General features: G+C 70.4%; 18 protein-coding genes and 2 pseudogenes. 12 read left to right on the top strand and 8 right to left on the bottom strand.

What is annotated here, in order from left to right; all coding sequences use genetic code 11:
* Nucleotides 1–10 precede the first annotated feature (10 nt).
* The 3 genes and pseudogenes from ACFV9D_RS00445 to ACFV9D_RS00435 all read left to right on the top strand — a co-directional run.
* Nucleotides 11–741: pseudogene (locus ACFV9D_RS00445) on the top strand (beta-L-arabinofuranosidase domain-containing protein); the annotation flags it as partial.
* A complete protein-coding gene (locus ACFV9D_RS00440) occupies nt 727–1638 on the top strand; it encodes a DUF4986 domain-containing protein (RefSeq protein ID WP_385139400.1) in 912 nt (303 codons plus the stop codon). The pseudogene ACFV9D_RS00445 and the gene ACFV9D_RS00440, both read left to right, overlap by 15 nt.
* The gene (locus ACFV9D_RS00435; protein ID WP_385139398.1) at nt 1533–1928 is read left to right on the top strand and encodes a DUF6805 domain-containing protein; all 396 of its coding nucleotides are present in this window, start codon (nt 1533–1535) and stop codon (nt 1926–1928) included. Before ACFV9D_RS00440 ends, ACFV9D_RS00435 begins: the two co-directional genes overlap by 106 nt.
* Nucleotides 1929–2153: 225 nt before the next feature.
* Here ACFV9D_RS00435 and ACFV9D_RS00430 read toward each other — a convergent pair whose 3' ends face one another.
* The gene (locus ACFV9D_RS00430; RefSeq protein WP_385138580.1) at nt 2154–2672 is read right to left on the bottom strand and encodes a hypothetical protein; all 519 of its coding nucleotides are present in this window, start codon (nt 2670–2672) and stop codon (nt 2154–2156) included.
* Nucleotides 2673–2937: 265 nt separating this feature from the next.
* Here ACFV9D_RS00430 and ACFV9D_RS00425 point away from each other — a divergent pair, with 265 nt between their 5' ends.
* From ACFV9D_RS00425 to ACFV9D_RS00415, 3 genes are all read left to right on the top strand, one after another.
* Nucleotides 2938–3126, top strand: coding sequence for a hypothetical protein (locus ACFV9D_RS00425; protein WP_385138578.1), 189 nt, complete (start codon nt 2938–2940; stop codon nt 3124–3126).
* An 83-nt stretch (nt 3127–3209) separates the two neighbouring features.
* A complete protein-coding gene (locus ACFV9D_RS00420; protein WP_385138575.1) occupies nt 3210–3395 on the top strand; it encodes a hypothetical protein in 186 nt (61 codons plus the stop codon).
* A gap of 12 nt (nt 3396–3407) precedes the next feature.
* Nucleotides 3408–3881 (top strand): P27 family phage terminase small subunit, encoded by a 474-nt coding sequence (locus tag ACFV9D_RS00415; protein ID WP_385139395.1) that lies wholly within the window; start codon nt 3408–3410, stop codon nt 3879–3881.
* A 54-nt stretch (nt 3882–3935) separates the two neighbouring features.
* Here the strand turns inward: ACFV9D_RS00415 and ACFV9D_RS00410 are convergent, their stop codons facing one another.
* From ACFV9D_RS00410 to ACFV9D_RS00390, 5 genes are all read right to left on the bottom strand, one after another.
* Entirely contained in the window at nt 3936–4658 is a 723-nt protein-coding gene (locus tag ACFV9D_RS00410) for a FadR/GntR family transcriptional regulator (protein WP_385138572.1), read from the bottom strand.
* Between the two features lie 670 nt (nt 4659–5328).
* Nucleotides 5329–7731 (bottom strand): SpoIIE family protein phosphatase, encoded by a 2403-nt coding sequence (locus ACFV9D_RS00405; protein WP_385138569.1) that lies wholly within the window; start codon nt 7729–7731, stop codon nt 5329–5331.
* A gap of 286 nt (nt 7732–8017) precedes the next feature.
* Nucleotides 8018–9529: a glycoside hydrolase family 43 protein gene (locus ACFV9D_RS00400; RefSeq protein WP_385138567.1), complete on the bottom strand. Its 1512-nt coding sequence runs from the start codon at nt 9527–9529 to the stop codon at nt 8018–8020.
* A gap of 41 nt (nt 9530–9570) precedes the next feature.
* Nucleotides 9571–11700 carry an alpha-galactosidase gene (locus ACFV9D_RS00395; RefSeq protein WP_385138564.1) on the bottom strand — a complete coding sequence of 710 codons (2130 nt, stop codon included), beginning with the start codon at nt 11698–11700 and terminating at the stop codon, nt 9571–9573.
* A gap of 332 nt (nt 11701–12032) precedes the next feature.
* Nucleotides 12033–12314, bottom strand: coding sequence for a beta-galactosidase (locus ACFV9D_RS00390; protein WP_385138562.1), 282 nt, complete (start codon nt 12312–12314; stop codon nt 12033–12035).
* A gap of 460 nt (nt 12315–12774) precedes the next feature.
* Between ACFV9D_RS00390 and ACFV9D_RS00385 the strand changes: the two genes are divergently transcribed.
* From ACFV9D_RS00385 to ACFV9D_RS00370, 4 genes are all read left to right on the top strand, one after another.
* A complete protein-coding gene (locus ACFV9D_RS00385) occupies nt 12775–15597 on the top strand; it encodes a glycoside hydrolase family 3 C-terminal domain-containing protein (RefSeq protein WP_385139392.1) in 2823 nt (940 codons plus the stop codon).
* Nucleotides 15598–15731: 134 nt separating this feature from the next.
* The gene (locus ACFV9D_RS00380; RefSeq protein ID WP_385138559.1) at nt 15732–16715 is read left to right on the top strand and encodes an acetylxylan esterase; all 984 of its coding nucleotides are present in this window, start codon (nt 15732–15734) and stop codon (nt 16713–16715) included.
* A 306-nt stretch (nt 16716–17021) separates the two neighbouring features.
* On the top strand, nt 17022–19004 hold the full coding sequence (locus tag ACFV9D_RS00375) for a TIM-barrel domain-containing protein (protein ID WP_385138556.1): 1983 nt from the start codon (nt 17022–17024) through the stop codon (nt 19002–19004).
* 858 nt (nt 19005–19862) lie between these two features.
* Nucleotides 19863–22211: a xyloglucanase gene (locus ACFV9D_RS00370; RefSeq protein WP_385138553.1), complete on the top strand. Its 2349-nt coding sequence runs from the start codon at nt 19863–19865 to the stop codon at nt 22209–22211.
* Nucleotides 22212–22445: 234 nt separating this feature from the next.
* Here the strand turns inward: ACFV9D_RS00370 and ACFV9D_RS00365 are convergent, their stop codons facing one another.
* Nucleotides 22446–23561: a ricin-type beta-trefoil lectin domain protein gene (locus ACFV9D_RS00365; RefSeq protein WP_385138550.1), complete on the bottom strand. Its 1116-nt coding sequence runs from the start codon at nt 23559–23561 to the stop codon at nt 22446–22448.
* Between the two features lie 131 nt (nt 23562–23692).
* On the opposite strand from ACFV9D_RS00365, the gene ACFV9D_RS00360 reads away from it, so the two are divergent.
* Nucleotides 23693–23902 carry a hypothetical protein gene (locus ACFV9D_RS00360; protein WP_385138547.1) on the top strand — a complete coding sequence of 70 codons (210 nt, stop codon included), beginning with the start codon at nt 23693–23695 and terminating at the stop codon, nt 23900–23902.
* A gap of 10 nt (nt 23903–23912) precedes the next feature.
* Nucleotides 23913–24132, top strand: a pseudogene (locus ACFV9D_RS00355) (universal stress protein); the annotation flags it as partial.
* A gap of 103 nt (nt 24133–24235) precedes the next feature.
* Here the strand turns inward: ACFV9D_RS00355 and ACFV9D_RS00350 are convergent.
* Nucleotides 24236–25783, bottom strand: coding sequence for a non-reducing end alpha-L-arabinofuranosidase family hydrolase (locus tag ACFV9D_RS00350; protein ID WP_385138544.1), 1548 nt, complete (start codon nt 25781–25783; stop codon nt 24236–24238).
* Nucleotides 25784–26184: the final 401 nt, after the last annotated feature.

Below are 26184 nucleotides of genomic sequence, written 5' to 3'. Positions count from 1 at the left end.
CGCGGGCCAGGTGGAGCGAGGCTCCTTCGAACTCGGTGGTGCCTGGGTGCCGTGGTACAACCTGCACAAGCTCTTCGCCGGCCTGCTGGACGCCCACCGGCACACCGGTTCGGACCTGGCCCTGACCGCGGTGCGGCGGTTGGCCGACTGGTGGGACCAGGTGGCGGCGAGGATGGACGACGACACCCACGAAGCCATGCTCCGCACGGAGTTCGGTGGGATGTGCGAGGTTCTGGCGGACCTCGCCGACGTCACCGGCACGGACCGCTACGCCGCCCTGGCGCGGCGCTTCCTCGACCAGTCCCTGCTCCGCCCGTGCGCGAGCACCGCGACGTCCTCGACGGGATGCACGCCAACACTCAGATCGCCAAGGTCGTCGGATACCAGCGGCTCGGCGAGGTCGTCAACGACCCCGGCCTGCGGGACGCCGCCCGGTTCTTCTGGCAGACCATGACCCGGCACCGGACGTTCTCCTTCGGCGGCAACTCCGTACGCGAGCACCTGCACCCCCGCGACGACTTCACCTCCGCGCTCCAGTCGCCGGAGGGCCCCGAGACCTGCAACACCTACAACATGCTCAAGCTGAGCCGCGCGCTGTTCCTCGAACGGCCGGACACCGAGGTGCTCCACCACTACGAGCGCGCGACGGTCAACCACATCCTCTCGTCCCTGCATCCCAAGGGTGGGATGGTGTATTTCACGCCCGTGCTACCGGGCCACTACCGCGTGGTGTCGACGCCCCAGAACTGCTTCTGGTGCTGCGTCGGCACCGGGCTGGAGAACCACGCGAAGTACGGCGAGTTGGTATACACCGCCGAGGGCGGCGACCTGTTCGTCAACCTCTTCATCGCCTCACGGCTCAACCTGCCCGAACAGAACCTGGTGCTCGAGCAGACCGGGACAGCCCCCTACGACGACGAGGTCGGACTCGTGGTACGCGGGGCTCCCGCCACGCCTGTAGCGCTCCAGATACGCGTCCCCAGCCGGCACGAAGGGACGCCGCAGGTCCGTATCAACGGCGCACCGCCCGTGGATGGACCCGACCCGCTCACGACGCGCCGCGGGGCAGGCGGACAGCCCCTGGCATACCTGCGTCTGGAGCGGCAGTGGCACGAAGGGGACACGATCACCGTCCGCCTTCGCCCGCGCATCAGCGCCGAGCTGCTCCCCGACGGCTCGCCGTGGGTGTCGTTCCGCTTCGGACCCAGCGTCCTCGCGGCCGAGGGCGACCGCAACGACCTGGTCGGGCTCTTCGCCGACGACTCCAGGATGGGACATGTCGCCGGCGGCCCGTTGCGCCCCCTGGAGCACCTGCCCGTCGTGCTCACCCCGAGCACCTCCGATCCGGCGGCCGGCGTACGCCGACTCGCCCCGAACCGGCTGGCGTTCGCCCTGGAGCACGTGGACGCGCGACCAGGTGAGTCCGTCATCCTCGTACCGTTCGCCGGCGTTCATGAATCCCGCTACCACGTCTACTTCCCCCTGGCGGAACCGGAGCGGCTCCGCGAGCGGCCGACGAAGCGGCACTCGCGCTGCACGACCGAACCGTTGACGCTGTTGCCGCCGGTCAGCAACAACCCGAAAGCGACCATCTGTTCGAGGGGCAGGACACATGGTCGGGCCTCACCGACGGGCTGACGTGGCGGGCCGCCACGGGATGGTGTTCCTACCGCCTGACAGACCCGGACGGCACCGCTACCGGCCTGCAGGTGACCCACCTCTCGGACCGAAGTGCCGGATCGACCCGCGTGCTGGTCGACGGCCATGTGCTGGGCACGCTTACGCCTTTGTCGCATCCCGAGGGCAAGGAAATCTCCCAGGTACTCCCGCTGGACGCAAACCGTCGTGCCGGGACCGCCGAGATTCGGTTCGAAGCGGTTGGCCCTGCAACCACCATCCGGCTGCGCGAAGCACGCCTGGTGCGCTGACGTGGCCGCCGATCGTGGGCGGCACGGGTGTGGCGATCACAGTCCTGACGGCGTATGTCCCCCACCTCGTCGGCGTCTGCAAAATCTGCTCCAGATTGGCCGCGTTGGCAGCGCCACGCTTCAATGTACTGGTGCAGTTCCACAGCACCTACCAGCCAGATCACCGGGACTACCACAGCAATCGTCGCCGCGAAAGTGTCGTTCATCCGAATGGTCACGAGGACATCATCCGCATGCGGTGGCCTGCTGGTACATCTGTCCGCTGAAGTGCGCGGTGACATCGACCTCGAGGTTCGGTTGCGACGACCGTTTCTCCAGCTTCTCGGTAACCGTCCACTCCTGTGGAGGGTCATTGGAGTCAGTGAAATCGAGCCGCGCCGGCCGTCTAAGTGTGATGACCTCGTTGTACTGCGTGGTCGTGCTGAGTGGCTGGACGTACCACATGACACACGGCGGCACCGTGTCCACGTTGATGTACGCGCCGTCCGTAAAGCTCACTGTTACGTCGGTGATCGGCTTGCGCGTGTGGTTCCCGATGCTGAGTGACTCCACGCCAGCCGTCTTCCAGGCCAAGAAGTCGATAAGACTTGCGTGCTCCCGCTCCGCCGCTTTTCGGGCAGTCTCGTCGGCTTTCTGCGCCTGGTAGTAGCTCAGCACGGCAATGATCACGGCCACAGCCGACACAATGAACGCGAACCACTCCCTGACCCTCTGCCCCTTCGATGGGGCTGCGTCACTCGCCATGAGTCCACGATCAGCCCGCCGACACGCGACATCTCTGTGGCCGCAGCCGACGGAGTGAACCCCCGTCGCTCAGGAGGTGCCGCTATGCCGTCCCGAGCCGCGCGCCGCTGCACAACCCCGGCTGCGCCTCGATGGCCACCCCCCTGCCTCCAAGTGCCCCACCCACGACAAGCGCCGGCCCCGCCGTTCTGCCAGGGCCAAGGGGTACGGACGTGAGCACGCGCAGCGGTTCCGCGCCGGCGTCCTCGAGCGGGACCGCGTGTGCGTGGCCTGCAGGCAGGCCGAGGCCACCCAGGCCGACCACTGGCCGCTGTCCAAGCGTGACCTGCGGGCCCGCGGCCTCGACGAGCACGACCCCCGCCGAGGCCGAGGCCGAGGCCTGTACGCCTCGTGCCACTCCAAGGAGACCTTGAAGCACCAGCCCGGAGGCTGGAACGCAGGTCCTCGCTACTGACCGTCAGGGGGAGCCCAGCCTCGCGCTGAAAGGTTTCCGGATCCGCCGTACCGGGCCCCCGCCGTAACCGAATGTGACCGGAGGTGATCACGGGAAGGCGTGGCCCTGCCCCCAAGCCGACCGCGCTGCGCGTCCTTCACGGTGACCGGAAGGACCGCATCAACACCGGCGAGCCGCAGCCCGACGAGGGTGAGATCACCCCGCCTGTCTGGCTGAGCAACGGCGCCCTCGAGGTCTGGCGCATCCTGGCTGACGAGCTGACGAGCTGACGAGCTGACGAGCTGACGGCCAAGGGAGTCCTCACCGCCTGGGACGTCGAGGCCTACGCCAACTGGTGCGACGCGGTCGCCCGCCGGCGGACCGCCGCCGAGCACGTCGCCCAGGAGGGCGCCGTCGTCGAGCACCCCGTCTACAGCAAGAACGGCGACGTCACCGGCACCCGGGTGGGGAAGAACGCCTGGCTCCTGGCGCTCGACGCGGCCGACGCACAGGTGCAGCGCTACGGCGCCCGGTTCGGGCTCACTCCGAGCGACCGAGCACAGCTGAAGATCGGCGGCCAGACCGACCCGGCCGGAGCGGAGCGGCGTGGGGTCGATGCCGCGGCCGCGGTCTCCTGTGTCAGGTGCTCCAGGGTGAAGTCCCGCCGTGCGGGTGCCATCTCGAGCGCGTCGAGCCGGGGGGGTGGGCTCCGGCGGGGCCGGATGGACCACCGCCTCGCCGTCCATTCACGTCGAGGTTTCCGTTACTGCAGGTAAGGGCGACCCTCGGTCGCCTAGTTGCAGGGCACCGTTGCGGGCAGCGCCCACCCGTCACTTCCGCGCTGTCGTGCCGAAGGGGAGGGGCTCGCCTGAGTGCAAGTGTTCCCTCAGCCACTGCTCGGTGTTGCTTACGTGCAGCAGTGCGGCGGCCTGGCTGAGGGCGGCGTCACGGGTGGACAGCGCGTTGAAGATCGCCTCGTGCTCGGCGAGAGTGCGGCCCGCGGCCTTGTCGTCGACCAGTCCGCGCCAGATGCGGGCGCGAAGGGTGCGGCCGGAGATCCCTTCCAGGAGGCTGAGGAGGGTCTCGTTGCCCGTGGCCGAGACGACGGCGCGGTGGAAGGCGGCGTCGTGGGCGTTGAGCTGTTCGATGTCGAACCGGGCCTCGCGCATGGCATCCAAGTGGCGCTTCACCCCGGCCAGTTGGGCGTCGGAGATTCGAGTCGCGGCCAGCGCCGTGGCGACCGGTTCCAGGAGCCGCCGTACCTCCATGAGGTCCTGCAGGGCGACCGGGTCGCCCTGCAGCAGTTCCACCGCGCTGCCGAGCCCCTCCAGCAGCAGGCTCGGCTGGAGGCTGGTCACATACGTGCCGTCGCCCCGCCGGACCTCCAGGACCCGCGCGACGGCCAGCGCCTTGACCGCTTCCCGGGCGAGGTTGCGGGACAGTCCCAGCTGAGTGGCCAGGTCCGGCTCCGGTGGGAGCTTCGAACCCGGCGCCAGGGCACCGGTCCGGATCAGCTCACGGATCTGCTCGATGGCCTTGTCCGTCAGAGACACCGCTCATCCCTCCCCCCACCGTCCCCGTGAGCACGTCCGACCTGATCAGACCCTGAGTGCGGAGATCGTCCCAGAAGCTGTCCGGGACTTGCTGATCACGGATTTCCGCGTTTCGTCCGACCTGTTCCGAAGTCCGCATGCCGAGGGTGACGTTGATGATACTGGGATGCGACGCCCATCCCGCCACCGTGCCGGGGCCGCCCCAGAAGGCGGGGTACCGGCGCGACGGACCGGAGTTGGCAAACACCGGTCCGCCGCCCGCTGAGCGCCTGCACACTCGCGGCGTCAGCCTCGACCGCGCCGGCTGCAGGTCGGATGGGGCCTGTCTGCGCGGAGGCAGGCCCCCTGCTCGTGCCCGTGCTGACCTGTGAGCACCTCTCATCCCCCCGGTCACCTCTCGTGCCCATCGAGCAGCGGGATGGTGGGGACGACACAAGGGCAGCGGTCCAGGGCGCTGTACCCACGCAGCGACCAGCACATTCTCCCCAGGGTGAGGTCGGCGAGAAGCCGTCCCCGGCGCGGGACGGAGGCGGTCGGCCGGCCTCGCCGGCCGGATGAAGTGCCTGCCACCGGGAGGCGGCGGGCTACCGTACCGACGCTCAGTGCCGTCGCCATGCCCGGCCGCGAGGCCGGCGACGGCTCGCGGGGATCGGATCCAAACGCGGCTCGGCTAGGGGAGGGTCTGCGCGCACCAGATCGTCTTGCCGTTGGTGGTGTGCCGGGTGCCCCACCCCTGGGTGAGCTGGGCGACGAGCAACAGGCCCCGGCCGCCCTCGTCGAAGGCGCGGGCCCGGCGTAGGTGTGGAGAGGTGTTGCTTGCGTCGGAGACCTCGCAGATCAGGGAAGTATCGCGAATCAGCCGGAGCCTGATCGGCGGCTCGCCGTATCTGATGGCGTTGGTGACCAGCTCGCTGACGACCAGTTCGGTGACGAATGACGCCTCCTCCAGACCCCAGGCGTCCACCTGTTCGACGGCGAACTTCCTGGCGCGCGGCACCTGCGCGGTGTCGGGCTCGACGACCCAGTCAGCGACGTGGTGGGGAGCCAGCGCGTGAGTGCGAGCGAGCAGCAGAGCGGCGTCGTCGGTGCGGCGTTCGGGAAGCAGGTCGTCCATCGCCCTGTCGCAGAGGGCCTCCAGTGAGATGGTCGGCCGGTTCAGGACCTGGAACAGTTCGTCGATCCTCTGGTCGGCGTCGCGCTCTCGGTTCTCCAGCAATCCGTCGGTGTAGAGGGCGAGCAGGCTGCCTTCGGGCAGCTCGAGCTCGGTCGCCTCGAACGGCAGCCCACCGATGCCGAGCGGCGGTCCCGGCTGTGCGAGTACGGAGGTCCTGGTGCCGTCCGGGGAGATGATCAGCGGCAGCGGATGGCCGGCGCTCGCCAGCGCGCAACCGCGGGAGACCGGGTCGTAGACGGCATACAGGCAGGTTGCCCCGAACTCGCCGGTCGGCTCGAAATGGCCGGCGGGCTGAAGGTCGCTGGACAGGTGGATGACGAGGTCGTCCAGGTGGGTCATCAGCTCGTCCGGTGGCAGGTCCACGTCGGCCAGGGTGCGGACCGCCGTTCGCAGCCGGCCCATGCTGGCCGAGGCGTGCAGGCCGTGGCCGACGACGTCGCCGACCACCAGGGCGACCCGGGCGCCGGACAGCGGAATGACGTCGAACCAGTCACCGCCCACTTCCGCGCCGGTCCCGGCGGGCAGGTAGCGGGAGGCCACCTCGATCGCCTCCTGGCTTGGCAGTCGCTGGGGCAGCAGGCTGCGCTGCAGGGTCAGCGCCGTGGTGCGCTCGCGCGAGTACCGGCGGGCGTTGTCGACGGCGACCGCCGCCTTGGCGGTCAGCTCTTCGGCGAGGATCAGGTCGTCGGCGGTGAAGGTCTCGGGCCGGTCGCTGCGGGCGAACATGACGACGCCGAGCAGCGCGCCGTGCGCGCGGAGGGCCACGGTGATTCGGCCGGTCAGCCCTTCTGCGGCGATGGACTCGTCGATCAACGGGTTGCCCGGTGGCCAGTGGGCGGGGTCGGCGGCGAGCCCGGGTCCGAAGGCCCATTCGCCGCCTTGGCTGGGTTCAGTGGCGAGCTGGACCGTGGACCTGCCGGTGACCATGCAGCGGGTGGCGATGGAATCGGGAGGGTGGCTCACCGGCCTCGTGTGCCCGGGGCGGTGGTCGATGCCCTCCTCTGTGCTGTGCTGGGCGGCACGGCTGAGCGCGATGGTTTCGCCGGGGGTGGACGCGGAGAAGGAAAGCGGTTCCTCTCCGCGCAGCACTTCGTCGAAGAGGTCGACGGTGACAAGGTCGGCGAATCCCGGCACCGAGGTCCTGGCCAGTTCCTGGGCGGTGCCTACCACGTCGAGTGTCCGGCCGATGCCGCTGCTGGCCTCGTTGAGGACGAGCAGGCGCTGCCGAGCCCAGTATTCGGCACTCATGTCGAATCCCCAGTTGGCGACCGCGCGGATCCTGCCTTCGGCGTCCCGGACGGGCCACATGCTGGTGGCCCAGGCGTTGGCGTGGGTGCTGCCGAGCGGGCGGAAGACGGTGATGAGACGCGCGGGCTCTCCCGTCCTGGCCACTTCCGAGAGCTGGTTGGTGTATGCCATGTCGTCCAGTTGGGGGAACAGCTCGCGGTACTTCTCACCGAGCACCTGCTCCTCGGAGTGCGCCATCACCCGGCACGCGGAGGCGTTGACCCACAGGAACCGCAGCTCAGGGTCGTAGACGCCCAGAGCGAAGGGGCACTGCTCGAATGCCCGGTCGGCGATCACCGGGCGGCGTCCCCACGGCTGGACGGTCACCACGTGGCCCAGCGCACGGCCGTCCGCGCCGCGCAGCGGATGAGCCGTCACCACGGCGTCCACCGTGGAACCGTCCCGGTGGCGCAGCGGGACGACTCCCGTGGAGTCGGAGCCGATGACGTGGTTCTCGGGGAAGTCGGGTGGGGGATCGACCAGCAGGTCGGTCACGGGCCGCCCCACGGTCTCCTCATCCGTCCAGCCCAGCAGCAGTCGCCCGCCCTCGCTCCAGCCGCTCACCACACCGTCCGGGGCCACCACGACAGCGGCAGTCGGGGCATCCTGCATGCCAGCCATCTCCACGCGCCACGCCTCCGTCCGGACAGCGGTGCTCGCCAGGACTGGTTTCCAGCGGCTGTTTCCAGCCTAGGTCCACTCCGTCTGGTGCGCTGCACCGGTCGCGGTTCGTATCAGGTGGTGAACACCACGTGACCGGTGCCCTGCCCGGGGCGGGCGTCGACCTTGGGCCGCTTGGCCGGGCCCGAAGGGCGCAGTGCGCGTCGCCCTCCTCCGCGCCAGGACCGGCGCACCGCTCCACCGACCGGAGGCTCACCCGCTCATCGGCGGCCAGCTCTCAGTCAACGAGGGGCTCGTAGTCGAACCAGTCGAAGTGGACGGTGCCTTGGGCCGCGTACATGCCGAGGACGCGGCCGGTGAAGCCGCCGGCGACCTCGGTGGACAGGTAGCGGCCGTCGAGGGTGGCGAGTTCGGTGACCGTGCCGCCCGCGGCCTCGACCCCGAGGGAGACGACGTCAGGTCCGGTGCACGGCCCGTGGGGTGGTGGCGGGGCGCTGATCGTGACGGCAAGGGCCACAGGCCCGGCCGGCACGGATTGTTCGGCCACGACAGCGCTCAGGGAGCCGACGCGCGCGATCACCCGTACCTCCGTGCCGGACGCCTCGATCGCGTAGTGATGCCGCTCGTCCAGCCGGACCGCGAGCCCGCCGCGGCCTGCCGAGGAATCGACCAGGGTGCGCGCCCGGCACGACAGATGCTGCTGGCGACGGCCGGTGAACACGACGTCGGGCTCGTCCAGGGAGCCGCCCCGCGCGCGGAGCGTCAGCCATCCGGGGCGCTCCTTGGTGGTGCAGAGCTCGGCGGGCCGGTCCCGCAGGGAGATCCAGGACGGCCCGAGTTCGCTGAGCTCGAAGTCGTCCCGTTGCTCCTCGACGGGGCCGGGGGAGAGCGGCCAGGGGAGCGCGGAGAGGTCCATCGTGACCTCGCCGACGACCGGCCAGTCGTCCTCCCAGGTCACGGGGGCGAGGAAGGTCTCCCGGCCGAGCACGTGCCAGCCGGGGGTGCCGCCGCGCGGTCGTACGCCGAGGAAGACCATCCACCAGGAGCCGTCGGGTGCCTGGACCAGGTCCGCGTGCCCGGTGTTCTGCACGGGGTGGTCCGTGCCGCGGTGCGTGAGGACCGGGTTGGCCGGGCACGGCTCGAACGGCCCGGTCGGCGTGCGACCGCGGGCGATGGACACGCCGTGGCCGCGCTCGGTGCCGCCCTCGGCGATGAGCAGGTACCAGTAGCCGCCGATCCGGTACAGGTGCGGCGCCTCCGGTGCCTTGGCGCCGGGTGCGCCGGACCAGAGCTTGCGCGGTGCCCCGTACGTCTGCCCGGTGGACGGGTCGAGACGGACCTGCGACACCCCGGCGACCGTGCACCAGCAGGTGCCGTTCTCGTCCCAGGCCAGGTCGGGATCGATACCGGGCACGCCTGGTGCCGGGATCGGATCCGACCATGGTCCGGCCGGGTCGGTCGCCGTGACGATCAGGTTGCCGCCACCCTCGCTGCAGTTGGTGACGATCAACCAGAAGCGACCGTCGTGATGGCGCAGGGTGGGGGCGTAGATGCCGGCTGAGGACGGCATGGAGGCCGGCAGACGCAACTGCTCAGGCCGGTCCAGAACGTTGCCGATCTGCCGCCAGTGCACCAGGTCACGGCTGTGGAAGATGGGTACGCCGGGGAAGTACTCGAAGCTGGAGCAGGCGAGGTAGTAGTCGTCGCCGACGCGGCAGATGCTCGGGTCGGGGTGGAGCCCGGGGAGCACGGGGTTGGCGGCGCGGGCGGGCCGGTTCTGAGCGGGCACCCTTGGTCGTCCTTTCGTCGGGTGGGCAGCAGGGACGGCGCTCAGGGAGCGTCCGGCTCCGTGCGGGTGATGCGGAGCAGCGCCGCGGAGGGCGCGGTGGGCAGGGTCACGGTGAGGTCGGCCGTGTCCGGGTTCCAGACGGCAACGGCCTGACGGTCGGCGGGGTACAGCACCTCGACACGGGTTGCGCTGCCCGCTCGCTCGGGCAGCCGGAGGGTGGTGGTGGCCTCGCCGCCCGGGCGGCGCCAGACGGTGAGGTAGCTGGTGGCGGGGGTGTGCAGAGCGAGGGCGATCCACGGGTCGTCCCAGGCGGGGAGGCCAAGTGGCCAGGACGGCACGGCCCGGGGCAGATCGGCGCGGATGGCCTGGTACACGGCGACCGCTTCGTGGACCAGGGCGCGGGCCTCCGGTTCCAGCTCCGGCAGGAGGCCGGAGAGGTGGATGCGGCCGAGGAGGGCGCTCGCCATGGTGAAGGCGACCTCGTCGAGGGAGTCCTCCGGCTGGGGGTAGGCCCAGACGGCGCCCTGTTCGGGGGTGACGGCGGTGGGTGCGGAGGCCGCGATGGGCGCGTAGAGCTGGAGGTTCTGCTGGTCGCTTGTGGACTGCAAGTGCAGCCGGGAGAGCAGGGCGTGGTCCCAGCGCATGCCGCCGGAGGCGCAGTTCTCCACGACCAGGTGCGGGTGCCGGTCGAGGATGCCGTCGAGCCAGTCGAGGTGCGCGCGGTTGTGGCCGAGCAGGCCGGCGCCGGGTGTCTCGCCGGGGTGGGCGCTGGTGCCGGAGCCGGGGTCGATGTTGTGGTCGAGTTTGAGGTAGCCGACGCCCCACTCGCCGGCCAGGCGGTCCACGACCTGGTCGAGGTGGGCGCGGGCGGCGGGGTGGCGCAGGTCCAGGTGGTGCCGGCCGGCCTCGGTGACGCGGGCGCCGTCGCGGCGGAAGAACGCCTCGTCGGGCAGGGACTTGGCCAGCGGGCTGTGGACGCCGATCACTTCCGGCTCCAGCCACAGGCCGGGCACCATGCCGCGCTCCCGGATGCGGTCCAGCACCTCGTGGATCCCCTTCTCGCCGGGGAAACGTGAGGCGGATGGTTCCCAGGCGCCGACGCTGGTCCACCAGCCGTCACCGTCGTCGTACCAGCCCGCGTCGATGACGAAGTACTCGGCGCCCGCGTCGGCCGCCGCGTCGATGTGCGGCAGCAGCTTGTCGGTGGTGGGGTCTCCCATCAGGCAGTTCATGTAGTCGTTGAAGATGACGGGCAGGCGCTGGTGGTCGGCGTGCGTGCGGCGGTGGGCGCGGCGGTAGCGGGTCAGCGCGGCGAACGCGGCGTCGGGACCGCCGTCGGCGCTGAAGGACACCGCCACGGGTATGGTGCGGAAGGCGGCCCGGGGCTCCAGGGGGTGCCGCCAGCCGTGGTGGGTGTCGGTGGGACCGGACAGTGCCACGTACGCCGCCCGGTCGTGCTCCTCGCACTCCCAGCGCCAGCCGCCGCCGTTGTGCTCGATCTGCCACACCCAGGCGCGGCCGGTGTGCCGGTCCGTCAGGCCGCCCATCGGCAGGTGTCCGCAGCTGGACCAGGTGCCCTGTCCGGTCAGTGCGAAGCCGGCCTTGCCGTGCCCGTACGTCACGCGTCCGCTGTGGGTGGGGGTGGTTCGGCGCATGGGCTGTCGCTGCCAGCGGCATTCGGCGACCCAGTCGTTGTCCGCCCACAGCAGGTCGGCGGCGTCGATGGCCGCAGGATCGCGGGGGGTGAGGCAGCCCGCCACGAAGGAGCTGACCGACTCCAGGTGCAGAGTGGTCGGCCCTTCGTTGCGCAGCGTCACCTCGCTGCGCAGCACGGGGATGCCGTCCGGCGTCCGGTAGACCACCTCCGCGGCCAGCCCGGTTTCCGGGTCATGGAGGTCCACGGTCAGTGTGTGCCAGTCGCCGTCGCGGGCCGTGCGGTGGCTCCGGTGGCGCAGCCGCCCGCCGAGAGCGGTCCCGATCAGGCGGCTGCCCGACCAGCCACGGCCGTGACCCGCGGCCGTCACCTCCACCAGGGGCAGGGACTCGCCGGGCTCGCCCGTCTCGCCGGGCAGTCCGAGATGCGTGAGGCGGGCACTGCCGTCGTCGCCGAGGACGAAGTCGAGTCGCAGGGCCTCGTGACCCCAGCGGAAGCTCCGCTGTTCGTTCTCCATGGTGTCCTTTCCAGGTCAGTGGCCGCGCAGGACCGCGCAGCCGCCGGGCGGCAGCTCGTGGGATGTGGTGTCGGTGAGCAGTTCGTGGCGTGTGACCTCGCGCAAGACGCGGCTGTCGGGCCCGCGTGCGGGAGCTTCGCTGAGTGCCAGGTCTCGGCGCCGGCCGGGACTGCCGCCCCTGGACGAAGAGGGCCGGCAGCCACGGGCTGCCGCCGGCCAGGCCGGGCTCGGTCGGTTACTGGTCGGGGGTGACGACGTCGAGTTCGCGGGCGAAGGTCCAGAGGTTCAGCCGCAGGTAATAGGGCAGCATCAGGTTCGTTGCCACCGGGCGGTCAGAACCAGGGCCGCGGGGAGGCGGTCGGGGTGGCGACGTCGGCGGCCACGCCGTTCGCGTGGAGGCGGTCGATGTGGGCGTGGAGCCAGGTGAAGTCGTAGCGCCCTTCCCCCGGTTCGAGCAGTGCCCAGGAGAGACGCCCACCGTGGCTGGGTTGACCCTCGCCCGGCGCATGAGGTCGTCGTCTTCCCTCCGGGACCGGCTCGTCCCATTGCTCGAGGTTGTAGTCCCCGCCGAAGGCCAGGCCGCCCAGGTGGTCGGTGATGCTGCGTGCCGTCATGACGGTTCCTCGGGCTTGGGGAATCGTGTGGCGCTCTGACTGGTTGCCAGCGGACTTGGGTGATACGCCTGTTCGTCCTGGGGTGGATGCCGGTGTGATGACGCGGAAGGGGCGACGGGCAAAGGCCCCCGACGTCCCCATGCGCCGCTGCGCCCACGAGGCCTCGGCGGTTCAACCCGTGCTTCACGGTGGCGCTCTGCTCCGCAGATTATCGAAGCGCTTCACTTCATGGGGAAAGTTAACGGACATCTCCCTCGTGAAACAAGGGTCAGGGCGGACCAGGGCCCGAAGTAAATTCTCCTACCTGGGGCATTGACAGCCTGATAGTGATAGTGACAGCGTCGATGCGCTTCGACAATCGCCTCGACCGACATCCGCGCCCCCTTGCCGAGGGATCCGTTTCGTGACTTCTGCGACCCCGTCCGCCGCCCCGCCGCCCTACCGCGAACCCTCGCTTCCGATGAGCAAGCGCCTCGAAGACCTGCTGGAACGGCTCACTCTCGACGAGCGGCTCGCCATGCTGCACCAGTACGTCCCTGCCGTCCCACGCCTGGACATCGCTTCGTTCCGTACGGGAACAGAGGCGTTGCACGGTGTGGCCGGACTGGGGGTGGCGACCGTCTTTCCCCAGGCCGTGGGGCTGGGCGCCTCATGGGACGAGGATCTGGTGCGCGCCGTCGCCGAGGCCGTCTCGGTCGAAGTGCGCGCTTTCCACCGCCATCGGCCGACCCCGACCGGGTCCGGCACCAACGGCCTGCAGATCTGGTCGCCCGTGGTGAACCTGCTGCGCGATCCGAGGTGGGGCCGCAACGAGGAAGGCTACTCAGAAGACCCGCTGCACACCGCACGCGTCGGCACCGCGTACTGCCAGGGCCTGGCCGGCGACCATCCCGCCTACCTGCGCGCCGCCCCGGTGCTCAAGCACTTCCTCGCCTACAACAACGAGAACGACCGCTGCGTCACCTCCTCCAGCCTCCGCCCCCGTGTACTGCATGAGTACGACCTGGCCGCCTTCCGCCCGATCATCGCCTCCGGCGCGGCCACCGGCGCCATGGCCGCCTACAACCTGGTCAACGGCCGCCCCTGCCATGTCAGTCCGCTGATCGAGCAGGAGCTGCGGGCCTGGGCCCGGCCGGCCGGCCACGAGCTGTTCGTGGTCAGCGACGAAGCGGCGCCATCCAATCTCGTCGACCTGGAGCACTACTTCGACGACCATGCCGAGTCCCACGCGGCCGCGCTGAAGGCGGGCATCGACAGCTTCACGGACCACCGCGAGGACAGCGCGATCGTGATCGGCCGACTGCGAGAGGCGCTGGAGCGCGGACTGATCGAGGAGGAGGACGTGAACCGGGCGGTACGCCGTCAGCTGCAACTCCGCTTCCGCCTCGGTGAGTTCGACCCGGACCTCGACCCGTACGCCGGTATCGGCCCGGAGGTGATCGACTGCCCCGAGCACCGCGCCCTCGCCCGGAGAGCGGCGACCGAGTCGGTGGTGCTGCTCAAGAACGACGGCCTCCTGCCCCTGGACCCGGCCCGGGCACCGCGGATCGCGGTCATCGGCCCGCACGCCGACTCGCTGTACGAGGACTGGTACAGCGGCACCCTGCCGTACCAGGTCGGCATCGCGACCGGCCTGCGCGCCGCGCTCTCGCAACGGGGCGGCGAGGTGGTCCGGGTGCAGGGTGCCGACCGGATCGCGCTGCGCTCCCGCACCACCGGCGAGCCGCTGGGCGGGACCGCCTTCGGCGTCCAGGAGTGGGGCGACGGCGTCCTCACCCTGTGCGAGTCCGGCACCGGCCGCTACCTCGGCGTCGAGGACGATGCCTCGCTCGTCGCCGAACGGACGCTGCTCAAGAGCTGGTTCGTCGACGAGACCTTCCGCCTGGAGCCCGCCCCGGACGGGGAGGGCAACACCTTTCTGCTCCTCAGCGTGCGCACCGGCCGCTACGCCGCCCTCGATCCCGCCGACGGAGGGGTGCGCGTCACCGCCGAGAGCCCCGCGACCGCCGAGCGCTGGCAGCGAGAACTGCTGCACGGCGGCGCGGCCGAGGCGCGGGCCGCCGCCGAGGAGGCCGATGTGGCGATCGTCGTCCTCGGCAACCACCCGATGATCAACGGCCGCGAGACCGAGGACCGTACCGGGATCGCCCTGCCCGGAACCCAGGAAGCGCTGCTGCGCACGGTTGCCGCGGTCCGCCCGGAGACCGTGCTCGTCGTCATGAGCAGTTACCCGTACGCCGTCGACTGGGCCGACACGCACCTGCCGGCCGTGCTGTGGACCTCCCATGGCGGTCAGGAGACCGGCCACGCGCTGGCCGCGGTACTGCTCGGCGAGGCCGACCCGGCCGGGCGGCTTCCGCAGACCTGGTACCGCGGCGACAACGAGCTGCCGCACCCGCTCGACTACGACATCATCAAGGTCGGCTGGACCTACCAGTACCACCGCGCCGCGCCGCTCTACCCGTTCGGACACGGCCTGTCGTACACCGACTTCGTCCACGGCGACCCGAGGCTCTCCGCGGACTCCACGACCCGGGACGGCTCGGTGGACGTCACGGTGACGTTGACCAACACCGGCTCCAGGTCCGGGAGCGAGGTCGTCCAGCTCTACGTCCGCCCTCTGGACGCTCGCTACCAGGCGCCCCGGCTGCGGCTGGCCGACTTCCGCAAGGTCCGGCTCGAGCCGGGCGAGACCAGGGAGCTCGTCTTCCAGCTCTCCGCCGAACGGCTCGCCCACTGGGACGTCACCACCGGAGCCTTCACCGTCGACCCCGGCGACTACGAAGTGCTGCTGGCGCGCTCCGCCGGGAACATCGTCGGCACCATCCGGCTCACCGTGACCGGGCCCGCGCCCAGCCCCCGCGCGGTCGTCGACCGCCGTACTCTGGCCGTCGACTTCGACGACCACGCGGACGTCACCCTCGTCGACGCCACCCGAGCCTCCGGCGACGCGGTCGCCCCCGCCTATCCGGCGCGCCCCGCGACGTTGCTGTTCCGCTCCGTCGACCTGACCGGCGCGGTCCGGTTCGAGGCCGAGGTTGCCCGCGAGGCTGAGGTCGCCCGCGAGGGCGATGCTGCGGGCGAGCCGAGCGTGGAGCTGCGGGCGGGCGAGCGGAAGCTGGCGCGGATCGCGGTGCCGGTCACCGGCGACCAGTACGCCTGGACCACGGTTGCCACGGAGCTGTCCGGCGTCGAAGCCGGCCTGCACGACCTGACCTTGGTCCTCCACGGCCGCATCCGCCTCGCAGCGTTCCGCTTCGACTCGTCCCGGGCGAACGGCTGAGCGTCCGCCTCCAGGCCCGGCGGCCGCTCGTCCTCGGGTGGTGACAGGACGCCGCCCATGGCCAGTAGTTCTCGGGCTGTTCACGTTCCGTCATCCCGCCGCTTCACCGTCTCTCCATCCGGAGGAAGTCCCCCATGCCTCTCACCGACTTCGACCTTGACGAACTCGTCGGCTACCGACCGGTGTCGACCGCACCGCACGACTTCGACGTCTTCTGGCGGCGCACCCTCGATGACGCCCGATCACAGGGCGGAGCGGTGAAGGCCGAGCGCGTCACCGACCGATTCCGGTTGCGCACCGTCGAGGTGGATGACGTGCGCGTCCCCGGCTGGAACGGCGAACCGGTGGCCGCCTGGCTGCTCCGCCCGCGCGGAGCCGAAGGCCCGCTGCCCGTCGCCGTCACCTACATCGGCTACAGCGGCGGCCGCGGTCTGCCCACCGACCACCTCTTCTGGCCCGCCGCCGGCTACGCCCAGCTCGTTGTCGACAGCCGCGGCCAGGGCCACGACACCCCGGACCGGACCGAGGGCGACGGCACGCAGTGGGCCGAGGGATTCATGACCCGCGGCATCGACTCGCCCGAGACCTACTACTACCGGCGCCTGATCACCGACTGCGTGCGCGCCGTGGACGCCGTCGCGGAACTGCCCGGCCTCGACGCCCGCCGGGTCGTGGTCGCGGGCGGCAGCCAGGGCGGCGGACTGGCCCTCGCCGCCGCTGGACTCCTGGGGGACAGGGTGGCGGCGGTGATGCCCGACGTTCCGTTCCTGTGCCACTTCCGCCGCGCCGTCCAGATCACCGGCGAGGGCCCCTACCCGGAGATCGCCAAGTACCTGCGCTGGCACAGCCGCCACCGCGTGGAGCCGACCTTCGCCACCCTCGACTACTTCGACGGCGTCCACTTCGCCCAGCGGGCCACCGCACCGGCCCTGTTCAGCGTCGGCCTGATGGACCCGATCTGCCCCGCCTCCACGGTCTACGCCGCCTTCAACCACTACGCGGGTGAGGACCGGACCATGACCGTCTGGCCTTTCGCCGACCACGGCGGCGGTTGCGGCTCCAACCCACCCGTCCAACTGGACTGGCTGGCCGAGCGCGGGCTCGCACCCGAGCAGTGACCGTTGCATCGCAGCCATCCGTCTCCGTTCGGGGAACGACCGTCTCGCCCGATCAGACGAAGCAGGCACGCACGACGTCACTGCGCACCTGCACCCCGCACCCGATCCGCCCTCCGAGCCGGAGCGCGCCTCCGTCCCCGACCGCGGAGACAGCCCCCGAACCATGTAACACCCCGACCACAGTGGCGAAGCACTGATCCGGGGTGGCCGGTTCCGTCGAGTGCACTGGACGGTACCGGCCACCGTGGCCATGGCGCCCGCACGGATACGCGCGTCCGGGCGCTTGAGACGGACAAGGGAGTCACCTTGCCATTCAGCATCCGCGCGGGCGGTCTGGAACGGCACACCGCCGCGGAGGTCCTCCGCATCGAGCCCTGGGGACCGGACGCAGTCCGGGTGCGGGCCTCGGCCGGGACCCTCGACCCCGCCGCCCTCGGTGCCCTGGAGGGCCCGTCGCCCTCCCCGCACGCCGACCTGTCCGTATCGGACGACGGCTGTGCCCGCCTGGTCAACGGCCGCCTCGCTGTCGAGGCCTCGGCGGACGGCCGGCTGAGGTTCCGCCACGCCCTCTCGGGCCGCGAACTCCTCGCCGACAAGAGCCCGTTCGCGCATCCCGCCGGCCCTCGCGTCCACGCGGTGGGCGGCCGGACGGAACAGCACTTCGAGGCATACGACGGTGAACGGCTGCACGGTCTGGGGCAGCATCCGCACGGGCGCCTGGACCAGAAGGGCTGTGTGGTCGACCTGGTCCAGAGCAACACCGTGGCGGCCGTCCCCTTTCTGCACTCCTCGCGCGGCTACGGCATGCTGTGGAACAACCCCGCCACCGGCCGTGTCGAACTGGGCGCCGACACCACCCGGTGGGTCGCCAACGGCGGCGGGCGCGTCGACTACTGGATCACCGCCGGCGACACCCCGGCCCAGATCCTGGACGCCTATACCCGGGCCACCGGACGTCCGCCCCTCCTCCCGGAGTGGGCGTCCGGTTTCTGGCAGTCGAAGCTGCGCTACCGCACCCAGGAGGAACTCCTGGCGGTGGCACGGCAGTACAAGGAGCGTGGGCTGCCGCTGTCCGTCATCGTCTGCGACTTCTTCCACTGGCCGAGGATGGGCGACTGGCGTTTCGAGCAGAGCGAGTGGCCCGACCCCGCCGCCATGGTCAAGGAGCTGACGGACCTCGGGGTGAGACTCGCCGTCTCGGTGTGGCCGACCGTCGAGCCCGGCAGCGACACGCACGACGAGCTGCGCTCGGCCGGACACCTCGTCCGGGACGCCGACGGCGGCCTGCTCACGTTCCCGTGGCCGTCCCGGCACAGCGGGGATGCGCTGATACGCCCGATGGCGTACTACGACGCCACCCACCCCGGAGCACGCGCAGCACTGTGGCAGCGGCTGGACGCCAACTACCGCTCGCTCGGCGTGGGGTGCTTCTGGCTGGACGCCTGCGAACCCGACCTGCCCCGGGAGATCGCCGACCGCGCCGTCTACGCGGCCGGCCCGTCGGCGGCGGTCGCCAACCTCTACCCCCTCCTGCACACCCGTGCGGTGGCCGACGGCCTGCGCGCGGCGGGCGAGGACCGGCCGCTGTCGCTGGTCCGATCCGCGTGGGCGGGCAGCCAGCGTCACGGGGCCCTGCTGTGGTCCGGTGACATCCCCACCACCTTCGACTCCCTCGCGCGTCAGATCAGGGCCGGGCTGAACGTCGCGATGAGCGGTATCCCCTGGTGGAACACCGACATCGGCGGCTTCGGCGGCGGCGACTCCGGCGACCCCGCGTACCGGGAACTGCTGATCCGGTGGTTCCAGTACGGCACCTTCAGCCCCGTCATGCGGCTGCACGGGGACCGCGAGCCCAACCACCCCGCCTTCTCCACGGACATGACCGGCGGGCCGAACGAGGTCTGGTCGTACGGGGAGGAGGCGTACGGCATCCTCCGCGACCACCTGTTGCTGCGCGAGCGCCTGCGCCCGTATCTGCGGAGGCTGTCCGAGGACGCCCACCGCACCGGCGCCCCGCCGATGCGCCCGCTGTTCTTCGACTTCCCCGAGGACGAGCGCGCCTGGGACGTGGACGACCAGTTCCTGCTCGGCCCCGATGTACTGGTGGCACCCGTGTACGAGGCGGGCGCCCGGGCCCGCCGGGTGTATCTGCCGTCCGGCGCCACCTGGCTGGACCCGGTCACCGGACGCGTGCTGGAGGGCGGAACGACGCTCGACGTCCAGGCCCCACTGGAACGCATCCCGGTCTTCGTCCGGGAAGGGGCCGACATCGCAGCCCGCTTCGCCTGATCTCCTCCGGACCTGGAAGGCCTGCGTTTCACCGGCTCGACGATGCCTACCTGATCGATGTCACCCGCGTCGTCGTCGTCGACGCCGCCCACGTCAGGGCTGAACGGAAGGGGCGAACGCACAGGTCCGAGTCCCTGGAACCCGGCAAGCCGGGTTCCAGGGACTGCCGCAGACTCAGCCCACGCTGCTGCAAGCGGTTCGTCCGCCTTGCTGCAGGGTGTAGCCGCCGTCCTCAAAGACGTCCTCGTCGAGTGTCAGCCAGCACCACAGGTCACGCCGTCGCAGTCGAAGCGCTTCGAAGGCGCCGTGATGCCTGCTGCGGGTCAGTCATGCATCACGCGCCTGCCGCAAGGTCTGTTCGTCAGCGCCGGCACTGACGTCCGAGATTCGCTGACCCCAGCTCATCGGGTGATGATGCCTCGAAGGCCGAAGTGCAGCCACCCTCGACCGCAACTACGACCGAAAAGTTCACCCCGACGACCCGTTGTCTTCCTTGGGAATGCGCCGCTAGTGTCGCCGAAGTGTCGAAGCGCATCGACGCCTTCTCCAGCCCTCCGGACATCGCGCCACCGAACGACTCAGCGCCGACCCGCCCCGCCGGTCGGATCCACGAACCCGCCGGTCGGATCCACGAAAACGAGGGGCCGCACTTGGCAGCGGCGGCTAGGGCCTTGGCCGTCGAGCTGCCCGCCACCTGCCCAGCACGGTCGGCAGCCCGGACAGCGCATCTGTCGGACTCTCCGACGGAGCGGGGCACGGAGCGGGTGGCTCGGCTTTCTCCGCGAGCGGGGCACCACGGTGAAGAGACTGCACCTGCGCACGCCCAGTACAGGCCCACACGAGAAAGGCAGGACCCCCATGTCCCCTACGCCGCACCTCTCCCGGCGAGGAGTGCTGGCCGCCGGCGCGGCCGCGGCCGCGCTTCCGGTGCTCGCCTCCTCCGCCGCATCTGCCGCATCCGCCGCGACCGGAAAGGCCGGACGTACGCCGTACATCTTCCGCAACGCGGAGATAGTCGGCGGCGGCTTCGTCACCGGCATCGTCTTCAACCAGCGCGAACCCGGACTGCTGTACGCCCGTACCGACATCGGCGGCGCCTACCGTCTCGACACGGCGTCCCGCCGGTGGATCCCCCTCACCGACTGGATCGGCTGGGACGAGTACGGCCACACCGGCATCATCAGCATCGCCACCGACGAGGTCGACCCCGACCGCGTCTATCTGGCGGCGGGCACCTACACCCTTCCCGACTGGGATCCGAGCATGGCGGCGATCCTGCGCTCGACCGACCGCGGCCGCACGTGGAAGACCACTCCCCTGCCGTTCCGGCTGGGCGGCAACATGCCCGGCCGGGGGATCGGCGAACGGCTGGTGATCGACCCCAACCGCAACAGGATCCTCTACCTCGGAGTGCGCGGGGGCCATGGGCTGTGGCGCAGCACCGACCACGGCAAGACCTTCGCGAAGGTGACCAGCTTCCCCAACGTCGGCAACTTCGTCCCCGACCCCACTGACCCCGACGGCTACAACGGCGACAACCTGGGCGTGCTGCAAGTCGTCTTCGACAAGCGCACCGGCAAAGCGGGCAGGGCCACCCGGACCCTCTACGTCACCGTCGCCGACAAGGACAACATCCTGTACCGGTCGACCGATGCGGGAGCGACCTGGGAACGCGTCCCCGGGCAGCCCACCGGCTACATCCCGCACCACGCGGTCTTCGACCACGTCGGCGGCCACCTGTACCTGGCGACCAGCAACACCGCCGGCCCCTATGACGGCTCCAAGGGCGACGTGTGGAAGCTGGACACCGCCACCGACACCTGGACCCGGATCAGCCCGGTCCCGTCCACCAGCGACGACAACTACTACGGCTACAGCGGCCTGACCATCGACCGGCAGAACCCGGACACCCTGATGGTGTCCACCCAGGTCAGCTGGTACCCCGACTGCATCCTCTTCCGTTCCACCGACGGCGGTGCGAGCTGGACTCGGGCGTGGGACCTGGGCACGAATCCCGAACGCCGGCTGCGCTACGACATGGACATCTCCGCCGCCCCCTGGCTGACCTGGAACGCCACGGCGTCGCTGCCCGAGATGACCCCCAAGCTGGGCTGGATGATGGAGTCCGTCCAGATCGACCCCTTCGACTCCGACCACTTCATGTACGGCACCGGAGCGACGATCTACGGCGCCGACAACCTGACGGACTGGGACAGCGACGGCACGGTACACCTGTCCGTGCGTGCCCACGGCCTCGAGGAGACCGCGGTCATGTGCCTGATCAGCCCGCCCGCCGGTCGCGCGCACCTCTTCTCCGGCGTGGGCGATGTCGGCGGCTTCCGGGACACGGATTTCCACAAGGCGACGAAGATGTACGACAACCCGACCTTCGGCGGCACGCCGGCCCTGGACTACGCCGAGCTGGCGCCCCACACCGTCGTACGGGTCGGCCACCCCACCAGCGGCTGGACGCAGCACTTCGCCGTATCCACCGACAGCGGCGACACCTGGAAGCCGTCGGGCAGCGAGCCGTCCGGCGTCACCGGGCCGGGAATCGAGGACCAGGCCGTCGCCATCAGCGCCGACGGCAGGCAGATCGTCTGGTCACCGGCCGGTGCGCCGGTCAGCTGGTCCGACGACCACGGAGCTACCTGGACGACTTCGAAGGGGCTGCCGGCCGGGGCCCCCGTGCGCTCCGACCGGGTGAACCCGGCGAAGTTCTACGCCTACGACTCCGGCGTCTTCTACCTCAGCACGGACGGCGGCAAGACCTTCAACGCCACGGCGGCTGCCGGCCTGCCCGTCGCGGGGAACGTCCGGTTCAAGGCGGTGCCGGGCCACGAGGGCGACATCTGGCTGGTCGGCGGCACCAGCAAGCCCGCCACTCCCACGCCGTACGGGATGTGGCGGTCGACCGATTCCGGAAGTTCCTTCACCAGGTTCACGGCGGTGGATGAGGGCGACGCCGTCGGATTCGGCAAGGCCGCACCCGGCGCCACGTACCCCGCCGTCTTCACCAGTTCCAAGATCGGTGGCGTGCGCGGCATCTTCCGGTCCGACGACGCGGGCCGGATCTGGATCCGCATCAACGACGACCAGCACCAGTACGCCTGGACAGGCGGCACCATCACCGGAGACCCCCGGATCTACGGCCGTGTCTACTTCGGGACCAACGGACGGGGAGTCATCTACGGCGACCAGAAGTGAAGGGCCGCCGGCAATCCGACCACGGTACTGGTCTCAGCTACGCGAAGAAGCTGTGATCTCCGGTCAGGGCGACCAGCGACAACGACCGCGGAGGCTCCACCCCGAGGACCGGGGTGGAGCCTCCGCGAGTTGGAAGGGCAATCTGCTGCTGGACAGCATGGCCGACGCCGAAGCGCTCCCGGGACCGGGGCCCGGAACAGGTCCAGGTCCAGGTCCAGGTCCCGGGAGTGGGGGTCATCCGGTGGTGAGGGTGGTCCACTTCTGGTTGGTGCCGCCGTGGCAGTCCCACAGGTGGAGCTGCGTGCCGTCGGCCGTGGAGGTGCCCGGAACATCGAGGCAGCGGCCGGAGGCGGGGTTGCGGTAGCCGCCGTTGTAGGGCTGCCAGACCTGGTTGGCGCCGCCGTGGCAGGCCCAGAGCTGCACCTTGGTGCCGTTGGCCGTGCCCCCGGCGGCGGCGTCGAGGCACTTGCCCAGGGAGCGCAGGGTGCCGTCGGTGTAGGCGGACCAGAGCTGGTTGACGTTGCCGCTGCAGCCCCAGATCTGGACGGCGGTCCCGTCGGCGGTGCCGGCGCCGTTGACGTCCAGGCACTTGCCGGCGAGGCCGGACTGCACGCTCGCGGCGGCGGGCGCGGGGCTCCTCAGCCAGCCGGCGCTGTCCGCGGCCTGGACACCGCGGTGGAAGGCGTCCGCCATCTTCCGGTAGCCCGCGTCGTTGGGATGCAGGGGGTCGGCCAGGTCGGCCGTGGTCAAGCTGCTCATGTCCACGTAGGCGACGTGCTTGCCCGCGGCCTGTGCGTCGCTGACGATTCGGGGGATGGCCTGGTTGTACGCGCCCCGGTGCTGCTCCTCCGAGGGGCTGGTGGACACGACCAGGGAGGCGACGAGGACCGTTGCGTCGGGGACGTCGGCGGTGATCTGGTTGACCAGCGACTTCAGCCGGGCGATGGCGGTGTCGACCTCGGAGGCCCCTTGGAGGTCGTTGGTTCCGATATGCAGCGTCACGACGTTGGGCCGGTAGCGGGTCAGCGAGGCGTCGGCGAGTGCGGCGATCTGGTCGATGCGGTATCCGGAGTGGCCTTGGTTGTCGGGGTCGGACATCGAACCGCCCCGCAACGTGCCGACGAAGTCCAGCGGATGGCCGTCCGCCGCAAGCTTGTCCCACAACGGACCCCGGTAGCCGTTACCCGTACTGCTTCCCACCCCCCAGGTGATCGAGTCGCCCAATGGCATGACCCGCAAGGGCGTGTTCGAGGCGGCCGAGGCGGCCGAGGCGGGAGGCGCCCCTGTCGCCGTCACCCCGAGCGTGGTGGCGACGAGCAGGATCAGCGTTGAGATCCAGGACTTTCTCATGCGGGTTTCCACTTCTGTGAGGGGTATCTTGCGGTGTGATGTGGAGGCGGTTCGTCCGCCACTGCACGGAAGAACCCGATTCTGAACACCGAGCTCGCGGAGACGCTCCCTCCGCGGCCCTGCTCGTCCTGGTGCCGCACTGGACGAGGTCGAACGACTGGGGCCGGTGGTCGGTTTCCTGGCGGCGGTACTGGTACTGGCTCGGCTTCTGCCTCCACGCCCACGAAGGCGAGGTGGAGCTGAGGGAGTTCACCCGGCGCGGCGTGTACGCGGTGCCGGCGAGCCTGGGCGCCGCGGTGCCGGCACTGTGGGTCTCGCTGGCCGTCATCGCAGGAGGGTGACGCATGTCCCGTGGTCGTCTGGATCGTCGAGGGCACCTGGCCCGCGTGCGTGGACGCCGCCCGTGCCCACGCGCCGGCCGACTCCGGCGTCGTTCGCGTCCGCCCAGGAGTTGCTCCCGTCCGCCGCCGACCGGCTGGGGTGCCCCTGTACCCGCACCGAGCGCACCGGCCGGGTCGAGCGAGAGGTCGTCGCCGCGGCCGAGGGGCGCGACCTGCTGATCCTGGCCCAGTCCACCATGCCGCCCCCGCCGCCCCATCCCTGACGGGTGACGGCACGCCGCCGGAGTGGCTCCTCCGGCGGGACGCGTCGCTGTCCGGTGACGAACCAAGCGCTCAGCAGGTGGAGTTGGTCTGGGTGAGCAGACCCATCCGCCAGGGCAGGCGGAGGTAGTCGCCCGAGGCGCCGGGATCTATGCCCTGGTAGACGTACTGCAGTCGGCAGGGATTGATGGTCAGGGTCTGGTCGTTGCCGGCGCGGACCATCTCGCCGTGGCTGATGTCCTGGGTCCAGGCGCCGCCAGGGAAGCTGACGTTGCTGCGGCCGGCGAACGGTTCGTTCTCCGTGGCGGCGAGGGGCGTCCAGGTGCCGGTGAGGCTGGGGGAGGTGAAGGAGCGGAAGTAGCGCCGGCCCGAGGTGTTGTTGATGGCTTCCTGGAGGAGCAGGTACTGGTCGCTGCCCTGCACCTTGTAGACGTTGGTCGCCTCGAAGAGGTTGTTCTTGGTGTCCGACAGCACCATTTGCGTGTTGCCGAAGCCGTTGGGGAAGTTGGCCAGGCTGGTCTGGGCGCGGTAGATGTGACCGTTGTCGTCGCTGAAGAACAGGTGGCAGTTGGTGGTGTCGCAGATGACCCAGAAGTCGATCCAGGTGCCGTCGCCCTTGTTGTCCTTGACGATCTGCGGCTCCTCGGACATGAAGAGGCGCGGCGCGGACCAGGACCGCGGGTCGGCGGGATTGGTGCTGGTGGAGTAGGTGGGCGGACCGGTCTGGTAGACCATGTACCACAGGTTCTGCGGCGCGAAGTAGAACACCTGGGGCGCGGCACGGTAGCCGGGGCCCATGGGCGAGGTGTCGAGGTAGGTGTGCGGCGCGGAGGCCGCCTGAGACCAGTCGTCGAAGTTGAACTGCACCAGACCCCAGCCCGAGGGGCTGGCCGTCGTCGCGTACGTCAGCCACTGGTTGTTGTGCCGGACGATCGAGAAGTCCTTGATGGCCAGGGCCTGCGGATGTTGCGCGTCCGGCTTCGGACCGGCCAGGACGCCGCTGGAGGACCACCGGAACGTCGACGGCAGCGCGCCGCTTCCGGTGCCGCTGCCGACCCGGACCAACTGCCACTGCTGGTTGGCCCCGCCCCAGTCGGCGTACTGCACGACCTTCGCCCCGTCCGCGGTGGAGGCATTCTGGACCTCGACGGCCTTGCCGCTGTTGCGGTTGATCAGCCGGACGTAACCGTCCGGCGAGTCCGCCAGCCGGAACTGCTGGTTGGCGCCGCCCGCATCGCTCCACTGCACGATGTCCGCGTGGTCGGCGGTGGAGTAGTTGGAGACGTCCAGCACCTTGCCGGAGTGCTGCGCCTTCATCCGGTAGTAGCCGCCGCCCGAATCGACGAACTGGAACCGCTGGTTGGCGCCGTCGTGCCGGGTCCACTGCTGGACGGCGGCACCGTTGCCAGTGTCCGCGCCGGACACGTCGAGGGCCTTGTCGCTGTTGCGGTTGACCAGGACGTACCAGCCGTTTGGATCGACGGTGGCCGCCTGCGCCGGCCCGGCGGCGCCGAGCGTGGACAGCAGCGCCGTCAGCAGGACGGTCACCGCGGTGAACACCGCCGTACGCCTGCTGCGCCTCCACCACGGGGCCGTCGATGCCATGCGCATGCCAATCATCTATCGACTCTCCTTCACTGAGTGCGGCTCCAGCCGGGGCGCCTGCCGGTTCGCCGTCGTCGAGCGATGCGGGTTGGTAGCGCTTCCGGTGTCGAAATATCGAACATTGGTCGGTAGGTCGGAGATCTGAGGCGCACAGTAATGACGCGCCCGAGTGGGCGTCAACGGAATGGTGCGAGAATGACGGCGGCAGCGATCGAGGGGGTGGGGAAAGGTGACCGCTCCGGAGTACGGTTATCGCAAGCCTCCCAAGAGCCGCAGCATGCTGTGGAGTTGGTGTTCCTCAGGCTGGAGCACCTGTGGTCGCTGGAGATCACCGCGGCGTCGAGCGCGTGGCGCGCCGGAACTACCAGGCCGCGCGCGAGCTCGGGGCACCCGCAACACCGGCGGCACCATCGACC

The sequence above is a fragment of the Streptomyces sp. NPDC059875 genome, from assembly GCF_042731085.1.
Lineage (GTDB): Bacteria > Actinomycetota > Actinomycetes > Streptomycetales > Streptomycetaceae > Streptomyces.
Note: the sequence above shows the minus strand (reverse complement) of the source record. Positions and strands in the feature narration are given on the sequence as shown.